Source organism: Candidatus Burkholderia verschuerenii (genome assembly GCF_001189365.1).
GTDB classification, from domain to species: Bacteria; Pseudomonadota; Gammaproteobacteria; order Burkholderiales; family Burkholderiaceae; genus Caballeronia; species Caballeronia verschuerenii.
In genome coordinates this window covers 1-8,902 of record NZ_LFJJ01000219.1, presented here as the reverse complement: position 1 = coordinate 8,902, position 8,902 = coordinate 1, and the positions used below count along the sequence as shown (strand labels likewise).

The window sequence follows — 8,902 nt, the reverse complement described above, 5'->3', positions numbered from 1 at the left end:
ACTCGCTACTGCTGTGCCAAGTCTAAATTCCTGTGCCGCGGCCGCTCAAGAAGGTGCTTAGGATCGGCCAGCGGCTTTCTTTGGTTACTTTCTTTGCCGCCGCAAAGAAAGTGACCCCTCCGCCGGGGAGGCGGTTACTGAATAAAAACCCAGCGACAAGAAACCCACGCCCCCAAAAACCCAAAGCGCCAGCAAAAAAATCAAAAGAGCGCTTCGTCGGAGTCCATCATGGGCTTAGCCCCCGCCCGTGCAGCACGAATAGCCGAAGCCGTCTCCGGCAAAAGCTTGGCGAAATAAAACCGCGCAGTACCCAGCTTGGCCGTATAGAAAGCATCGCCCGAAGCGGCGTGATCGAGCGCCACACGCGCCATCCGCGCCCAGAAGTACGAGAACACCAGATGTCCGACGCATCGCATATAAGGCACCGCAGCAGCCCCCACTTCATCGGGATTCTGCATGGCCTTCATGCCGATCTCCATCGTGAGCTTCTGCACCTTCTCCCCGATATCCGCAAGCGGATTGATGAACTCCTGCATCTCCGGCTTCACTCCTTCCGCCTCGACGAACTCCGCCACGAGCTTGCCGAAGCGCTTCAGCTTCGCGCCCATGTCGCCGAGAATCTTGCGCCCGAGCAGGTCCAGCGCCTGAATGGAATTGGTGCCTTCGTAAATCATGTTGATGCGCGCATCGCGGACGTACTGCTCCATGCCCCATTCGGAGATAAAGCCGTGGCCGCCGTAAATCTGCATCGCCAGGTTGGTGCCTTCGAAGGCGTTGTCCGTGAGGAATGCCTTGATGACCGGCGTCAGCAGCGCGACGTACTCGCCCGCTTCGCGGCGCGCGGCATCGTCGGCATGCGAGAGTTCCTTGTCGATATTCAGCGCCGCCCAGTACGCGAACGCGCGGCCGCCTTCGGCATACGCCTTTTGCGTGAGCAACATGCGCCGCACGTCCGGATGCACGATGATCGGATCGGCGGGCTTGTCCGGCGCCTTCGGACCGGTCAGCGAGCGCATCTGCAGACGCTCCTTCGCGTAGACCAGCGAGTTCTGATACGCGACTTCCGTGAGGCCCAAGCCCTGCATGCCGACGCCCAGACGCGCCGCGTTCATCATCACGAACATCGCGTTGAGACCTTTGTTCTCCTCGCCGACGAGCCAGCCGCTCGCGCCGTCGAGATTCATCACGCAGGTCGCGTTGCCGTGAATGCCCATCTTGTGTTCGATCGAGCCGCACTTGATGCCGTTGCGCGCGCCCACCGCGCCGCCCGCGTCGGGCAGAAACTTCGGCACGATGAAGAGCGAAATGCCCTTGGTGCCCATCGGCGTGCCCGGCAGACGCGCCAGCACCAGATGGACGATGTTCTGCGCCATGTCGTGCTCGCCGCTCGAAATGAAGATCTTCGTGCCGGTGAGCACGTAGGAACCGTCGCCGTTCGGTTCGGCCTTGGTGCGCAGGATGCCGAGGTCGGTTCCGCAATGCGGTTCGGTCAGGCACATCGTGCCGGTCCACTCGCCCGAGACGAGCTTCGGCAGATAGGTCGACTTCTGCTCCGGCGTGCCGTGCGCGTGCAGACATTCGTATGCGCCGTGCGAGAGGCCGGGATACATCGTCCACGCCTGATTCGCGGAGTTGAGCATCTCGTACAGTGCGTTGTTCACGAACGCGGGCAAGCCCTGGCCGCCGTAGTCGGGATCGCAGCCGAGCCCCGCCCAGCCCGCCTCGACGTATTGCCGATAGGCTTCCCTGAACCCCGCCGGCGTCCTGACGACGCCATCGCCCTCATACGTGCAGCCCTCGCGGTCGCCGCTCTGGTTGAGCGGGAACACGACTTCGGAGCAGAACTTGCCGGCTTCCTCGAGCACCTGATTGATGGTGTCCGCATCGAGCTCGGCATGCTTCGGCATGTACTTCAGTTCGGCTTCGACGTTCAGCACTTCGTGCAGAACGAACTGCATGTCGCGAATCGGGGCGGCGTACTGTCCCATTGAGTCCTCTCCAGTTTCTCAGGACCGCCGCGCCGCCGATTCTCGGGCAGCGCTAACGGCTGTCGGTGTGATGCGAATACCGCCGTCGGACCCGGGCTTGCGCTGCTTCGCGCGCTGCCGCTCGATCCCGGCGACTGATATGACTGAATCGTCTTTTCCAGCGCGTCCCGCGTCAGTTGCACGGCTTCCGGCAGATGCAGGAAGCGCGCGTCGTGATGCAGGCCGAGCGTGAAGCTGTACAACTCGAAGAGCATCAGCGCGGGATCGGTGTCCTGCTTCAGATGCCCCTCGTCCTTCGACTGGCGAATGGCGCGCATCAAGGCGTCGCGCCACATCGTCACACTGTGCACCAACTGCTCGCGCACCGCGCTCGCCGCGCGATCGTCATACTCCACCGCGCCGCTAATATATATGCAGCCCGTGGTGACTTCCTGAATCCGCTTCTCCATCCAGCGGTTCATCATCGCGCGCAATCGCGGCAAGCCGCGGCCCTCGCGCAAACTCGGAAAGAACACTTCGTCTTCGAACCGGCGGTGGTACTCCTTTACCACCTCCACCTGCAAATCCTCGCGCGATCCGAAGTGCGCAAACACGCCGCTCTTGCTCATCTGCATCCGCTCAGCCAGCAAGCCGATGGTGAGACCCTCCAGCCCGTCACGGCTCGCCAACTCCAGCGCTGCGTCGAGAATCGCGGCCCGCGTCTGTTCGCCTTTTCGCATGATGTCCCTACCGTTCTTATGTGACCCGTAAAATCGAACGACCGTTCTATTATTGTGGCCGGCCTCTTTTGATACAAGCAATTTTTTAGAAACTCGTTTCTAATCCGATCGCCGTTGTCTATAGGATAAGTCTCAACATTGATCAAGCTTATTGTGGCTTGTTATCGCCGGATTGCAGTTAGTGACTGCCCGAGTTCCCAATTCTTTTAGCTTGATGCGTTACGAAACGGTCGGCAGCTTTTTTTGCGCAAACGTTGTCCAAGCCGGATAAACCCGCTCGTTTTCGCTGCCATTTCAGTGCGAGACTTGCGGAACGTCTGTTAGTCGTACTGTCCGATGGTGATGAGCTTCATCATCATCCGGTACGTGTTATAGGCGAGCCAGTTTAGTGCCCGCTCGGTGATCGGCCGGGTTTCGTAGTGTTTTTCGTCGATCGGCCGGCCGTCGTCAAAGGCCTGAAGAATGGCGTCGTGCAACGCGCCAATCTCCTGATGATTGACGAGCACCATGTTCGCTTCGTTGTTGAGCACGAGACTGAGCGCATCGAGGTTCGACGAACCGACTGTTGCCCAGTCGGAATCGACGATCGCCACCTTGCCGTGCAGGATGGTCTTTTCGTATTCGGCGATGCGCACGCCGTGCTTGAGCAGATTGCCGTAGAGGAACGGCGTCGCGTAATCGAGCGCGACGAACTCCTTGCGCCCGATCACCAGCGACACGCGCACGCCGCGCTGCGCCGCCTTCGACAGCGCCCGACGCAGCCGGCGGCCCGGCATAAAGTAAGGATTCGCGAGCAGCACTTCGCGCTCGGCATGCGAGATGGCGCGCAGATACGCTTTCTCGATGGCGCGCCGGTTCAGCAGATTGTCCCGCGCGACGAACGCCACGCACGGCTGATCGACGGCGTGGATCTCGCCGAGCCGCGCACGACGGCGCGCGCGGGCGGCACGGCGCGCGCCCCAGCGGGTCATCCCTTTTCCAGCCGGTTGTTCCGGCGAGTCTTTTTGCGCCTCGCGCGATTTGCGCGGCTTCACGCCGAGGCGAATGCGCTGCCATTGCGTATCGAAGGCATCGCGCACGTCTTCCACGACCGGACCTTGCGCTTCCATTGCGAAGTCCCAGCGCGGCATGTCGAGTTGCACGCCGTTCTGATCGTAGTCGTCGACGATATTGATCCCGCCGCAGAACGCATACGTGTGGTCGATCAACGCCAGCTTGCGATGCGTGCGCGACCAGCCCATCGGCCCGAACAGCAGATGCGGGTTGTAGATGCGATGCTCGACGCCGCTGTCCTTCCACAGCTTGAACATCGGCAGATCGCTGGCGGTGCCGATGCCGTCGGTGATCACGCGCACCGCGACGCCGCGTTCCGCCGCGCGTACGAGCGCATCGGAGACGGCGCGGCCGGCATCGTCGTTGGCGAAGATGTAGGTTTCGAGCGAGACGGATTTCTGCGCGTGATCGATGCGGTCGATCAGCGCGGGAAAGAACTGCACGCCGCCCTTGAACAGGCGCACGTGGTTGCCGGACGTGAAACAGAATCGCAACGGGCGACGGCCGGAAAACAGCGCCTGACGCAGTCGCTTGAAGCTGCGTCGCGGGCGCAATCCGATCATCGGTTGTGCGCCGCCAGGCGCTCGGGCAATTGCAGGATCGCTTCCCGGTTCGACCACGAGAAGCATCGATCGGCCGCTTCGCGGAACGGCAGCCACAAGTGCGCGGTGTGTTCGCGCGGCGCGAGTGTCACTTCCAGACAGTGCGGCACGAGCAGACTGAACTCGGTGTTGTGCATGACACCTTCCGCATAGCGATGCCGCCACTGCGGATAAATCTCGTACTCGATACGATGATGCCAATCCAGCAACGCGTTCTCCGGCACCATCGCCCCGCCGATCACGATGCCGGTTTCCTCCGCGACTTCGCGCGCGGCCGTTTCGGCGATCGGTTCGTCGATGCTGTCTTTCGAGCCCGTCACCGATTGCCAGAATCCCTTGTGATCCGCCCGTTCGATGATGAGCACGTCCAGCTCCGGCGTATGAATGACGACCAGAACCGATTCGGGGATTTTCGGCGGCTTCTGCATATCGATTGGATTGCGCAATTTCTTTGTCGTGATTTCTGCCGACGACTGTAACGCAAAAAACGAAAAAGGCGCACTCGGCGCCTTTTTCATCACTACGACAACTGGACGTGCTTACTGCGCTTTCTGTTCCGGCTGACGCAGACGGATATGCAGTTCGCGCAGCTGACGCTCGTCGACTTCGCTCGGCGCTTGCGTGAGCAGATCTTGCGCGCGCTGCGTCTTCGGGAACGCGATGGTGTCGCGAATCGAATCGGCGCCCGACATCAGCGTGACGATACGATCCAGACCAAACGCGATACCGCCGTGCGGCGGCGCGCCGTATTGCAGCGCGTCGAGCAGGAAGCCGAACTTGATACGCGCTTCCTCAGCACCGATCTTGAGCGCGCGGAACACCTTGCTCTGCACGTCTTCCTGGAAAATACGGACCGAACCGCCGCCGATTTCCCAGCCGTTCAGCACCATGTCGTATGCCTTCGCGAGGCAGCGGCCCGGATCGGTCTCGAGGTATTCGAGATGCTCGTCCTTCGGGCTCGTGAACGCGTGATGCGCGGCGACGAAGCGGTTTTCTTCCTCGTCGTATTCGAACATCGGGAAGTCGATGACCCACAGCGGCTTCCAGCCGGTTTCGAGCAGACCGTTGGCCTTGCCGAATTCCGAATGAGCGATCTTCAGACGCAGTGCGCCCAGGCTGTCGTTGACGACCTTCGCACGATCCGCCGCGAAGAAGATGATGTCGCCATCTTCCGCGCCGGTGCGCTCCATGACCGCCGCGAGCGCCGCGTCATGCAAGTTCTTGACGATCGGGCTTTGCAAACCGTCACGGCCCTTGGTCTTGTCGTTGACCTTGATCCACGCGAGACCCTTCGCGCCGTAGATGCGCACGAATTCCGTGTAACCGTCGATATCGCCGCGCGAGAGTTCGCCGCCCTTCGGCACGCGCAGCGCCGCGACGCGACCGTCCTTCGAGTTCGCCGGCATGCTGAACACCTTGAAGTCGACGTCCTTCACGGCATCCGTGAGGTCGGCGAATTCGAGCTTCACGCGCATGTCGGGCTTGTCCGAACCGAAACGGCGCATCGCTTCCGAATACTTCATGACCGGAAATTTCGCCGGCAGCGTGACGTCCATCGTCTCCTTGAAAACGTGCTGGATCATCGCTTCGAACAGATCGCGGATTTCCTGTTCCGAGAGGAACGAGGTTTCGCAGTCGATCTGCGTGAATTCCGGCTGACGGTCGGCGCGCAGGTCTTCGTCGCGGAAGCACTTGGTGATCTGGTAGTAACGGTCGAAGTTCGCGACCATCAGCAGCTGCTTGAACAGCTGCGGCGACTGCGGCAGCGCGAAGAACTGGCCCGCGTTCACGCGCGACGGCACCAGATAATCGCGCGCGCCTTCCGGCGTGCTCTTGGTGAGCATCGGCGTTTCGATATCGATGAAGCCTTGCGCGTCGAGATACTTGCGCACTTCCATCGCGACGCGATAACGCAGACGCAGGTTCTTCTGCATCTGCGGACGACGCAGATCGAGCACGCGATGCGTGAGGCGCGTGGTTTCCGACAGGTTGTCGTCGTCGAGCTGGAACGGCGGCGTCACCGATGCGTTCAGCACCACGAGTTCGTGGCACAGCACTTCGATCTTGCCGCTCGTCAGGTTCGCGTTCACCGTGCCTTCAGGACGGTTGCGCACGACGCCCTTGACCTGCACGCAGAACTCGTTGCGCACGCCTTCGGCCACCTTGAACATCTCGGCGCGGTCCGGGTCGCAGACGACTTGCACGAGGCCTTCACGATCGCGCAGGTCGATGAAGATAACGCCACCGTGATCGCGCCGGCGATGCACCCAGCCGCACAGCGAAACGGTTTGGCCCAGACGGGCTTCGGTCACCAGACCGCAGTATTCAGATCGCATCGACATGATTGTGTCTTTCGTTGTTCGTTGATCAACGGCTCGTGCGCCCGGGTCTCGCTCTTTCGGTCGGCGGACTTTCGCGGCGCGTGCGCCGGCATTACATCGGCGGCTCGGTGGGGCGGCGGGCCGGCAGGGCCGACGACGCTGCCGTCGGCGTGCTCGGCGCAGGGGCAACCACGCCCATCGAGACGATGTACTTCAGTGCGGCGTCGACGGTCATGTCCAGTTCGACGACTTCGCTTTTCGGGATCGTCAGGAAGAAGCCCGACGTCGGGTTCGGCGTGGTCGGCACATACACGCTCACATGATCTTCCTGAAGATGATTCAGCACGTCCCCGCCCGGAATGCCGGTCAGGAACCCGATGGTGTACGAGCCCTTGCGCGGATATTCGATCAGCAGCGCCTTGCGAAACGCGTTGCCGCTCGACGACAGCAGCGTGTCCGACACCTGCTTGACGCTCGTGTACAAGGGACCGACGACCGGAATATGACGCAGGATGGCATCCCACCATTGCATCAGCTTCTGGCCGATGAAGTTCTGCGTCAACAGACCGACGATGAAAATGAACGCCAGCGTCAGCAGCGCGCCCAGACCCGGCAGATGGAAGCCGAACACGCGCTCCGGCTGCCACGATGCAGGCAAGAGCGTCAGCGTCTGATCCATCGTGCCGATCACGAGGCCCAGCACCCACAAGGTGATGGCGAGCGGCACCAGCACCAGCAGGCCGGTGAGGAATACGGATTTCAGCGTAGTCTTTTTCGTCGTCACGTTGGTGTCGCTATGGTCTCAACCGGGAGGCCGGGCCGCGTCCTGCCATGCGGGAAACGGTACGGCGGGTTGGGCGCCGGGCAGCGGAACAGACAGCGGACTGTTCCGGTATCCGGGCCGATGCGCTCGGCGAACAGCCGCGCCCGGAGCCGGGCGGAACCGCTCGCGGCGGCCGACTGCGCGATTGCACGATTGCGCGTCAGGCCGCGCCCGCGCTGCTCGCCGGCTTCGATGCGTCCGCTGCGGGCGCGCTCGAACCGCTGGCGCTGCTCGTGCTGCCAGCGCTCTCGTTCGACTTCGAATTCGCGGAAGAATCCGCGCCGAACGTGCTGCTGTCGGCGCTGCCGGCGGTTTTGTCCGATTCCGCCGATGCAGGCTTCGACGCGTTGCCGTTGCCATTGTTTCCGCCACGGAAATCGGTGACATACCAGCCCGAACCCTTCAGCTGGAAGCCGGCGGCGGTGACCTGCTTGGAGAAGGTCTCTTTCCCACACTCGGGACATTGCGTGAGCGGTGCATCGCTCAGCTTCCGGAGCACGTCTTTCTCGTGGCCGCAGGGAGGAACAACGGTACGCGTAAATCGGCATGGCACTCTTCCTACAATTATTTGTCGACGCTTGGTAGGGTAGCCCCCTTTCCTTACGGAAAAGGGGCCCCCTAGGAACTGTACGTGCGAGTTTCCCCGCATACAGCTCGAGCCTACGAAATACAAAGCCCTACACTTAAGGCAAGACCGGCTTAGTTACAGCAATACCGTGGATGTGCACTTGCTGGTGACAGACAGGGTGGAGGAGTACCCGGTTGGACAGAGAGTCTGTGCCGCCATGCATCCGATATTCCAGATGATGGTCGTGCCAACCCGTCTCGTCCGTGAGAGCACAACCGCAGTGCGCACATGAACCGCCCTGCGACAAATACAACGTCGCCCATTGCTTCCGGTAGCGCATCGAGTTCCACATGCGCTCCTGTCGCAACTGCTCGCCGTACTGTTCCCACCGCGGATCAAAGGGATTGAAATCGCCTTTGATCTTCTGATGACGCTTGATCGCCGTGCCGCTAAGTTGGTACAGCTCAAACATCCCCTGATTGCCTTCGGGCTTCACAATGGGACAGGCAAACACACCGCTCCGGTTCCCAATGGGGTGGAAATACTTCTCTCTCACCCATACGGTGCTCTTTTGCGGGTGCCGCCTTCGTGACCACCGCCAGAGCCTCCCGAAGATCAGGTACTCCATGCGGGTGTACGCCTGCTTAGCTACTACAGGGCTGTGATATTGTGCCCAACCCCGTAGCATCGGGTTCAACAGTCGGATCAACTCGATCTGCTTTGCCGCTTTGTGACCGCTGATCGTATCCGCCACCGAGCGGAAGAATGCTTGCACATTCTTCTTGCTGGGCTTGATGAGCAGTTTTCCCGAGTACTTACGGAAATTCC

6 protein-coding genes and 2 pseudogenes are annotated in these 8,902 nt (G+C 61.2%); all 8 read right to left on the bottom strand.

Annotated elements, in window-relative coordinates; all coding sequences use genetic code 11:
- Positions 1–200: 200 nt before the first annotated feature.
- Positions 201–1,988, bottom strand: coding sequence for an acyl-CoA dehydrogenase C-terminal domain-containing protein (locus BVER_RS25420; protein WP_050455621.1), 1,788 nt, complete (start codon positions 1,986–1,988; stop codon positions 201–203).
- Positions 1,989–2,119: 131 nt separating this feature from the next.
- A pseudogene (locus BVER_RS25415) lies at positions 2,120–2,707 on the bottom strand (TetR/AcrR family transcriptional regulator); the annotation flags it as partial.
- A 320-nt stretch (positions 2,708–3,027) separates the two neighbouring features.
- Positions 3,028–4,323, bottom strand: a complete 1,296-nt coding sequence (locus BVER_RS25410; RefSeq protein WP_050455620.1) for a phospholipase D-like domain-containing protein — start codon at positions 4,321–4,323, stop codon at positions 3,028–3,030.
- Positions 4,320–4,790, bottom strand: coding sequence for a dihydroneopterin triphosphate diphosphatase (nudB, locus tag BVER_RS25405; protein ID WP_050455622.1), 471 nt, complete (start codon positions 4,788–4,790; stop codon positions 4,320–4,322). The genes BVER_RS25410 and nudB overlap by 4 nt, the downstream gene beginning before the upstream one ends.
- 111 nt (positions 4,791–4,901) lie before the next feature.
- Positions 4,902–6,704: an aspartate--tRNA ligase gene (gene aspS, locus BVER_RS25400; RefSeq protein ID WP_050455619.1), complete on the bottom strand. Its 1,803-nt coding sequence runs from the start codon at positions 6,702–6,704 to the stop codon at positions 4,902–4,904.
- Between the two features lie 91 nt (positions 6,705–6,795).
- The gene (locus BVER_RS25395; RefSeq protein ID WP_050455618.1) at positions 6,796–7,467 is read right to left on the bottom strand and encodes a DUF502 domain-containing protein; all 672 of its coding nucleotides are present in this window, start codon (positions 7,465–7,467) and stop codon (positions 6,796–6,798) included.
- 199 nt (positions 7,468–7,666) lie between these two features.
- Positions 7,667–8,054 (bottom strand): annotated as a pseudogene (locus tag BVER_RS25390) (FmdB family zinc ribbon protein).
- A 135-nt stretch (positions 8,055–8,189) separates the two neighbouring features.
- A partial coding sequence (locus BVER_RS25385) for a group II intron reverse transcriptase (RefSeq protein WP_198155357.1) occupies positions 8,190–8,902 on the bottom strand: 713 nt, incomplete at its 5' end.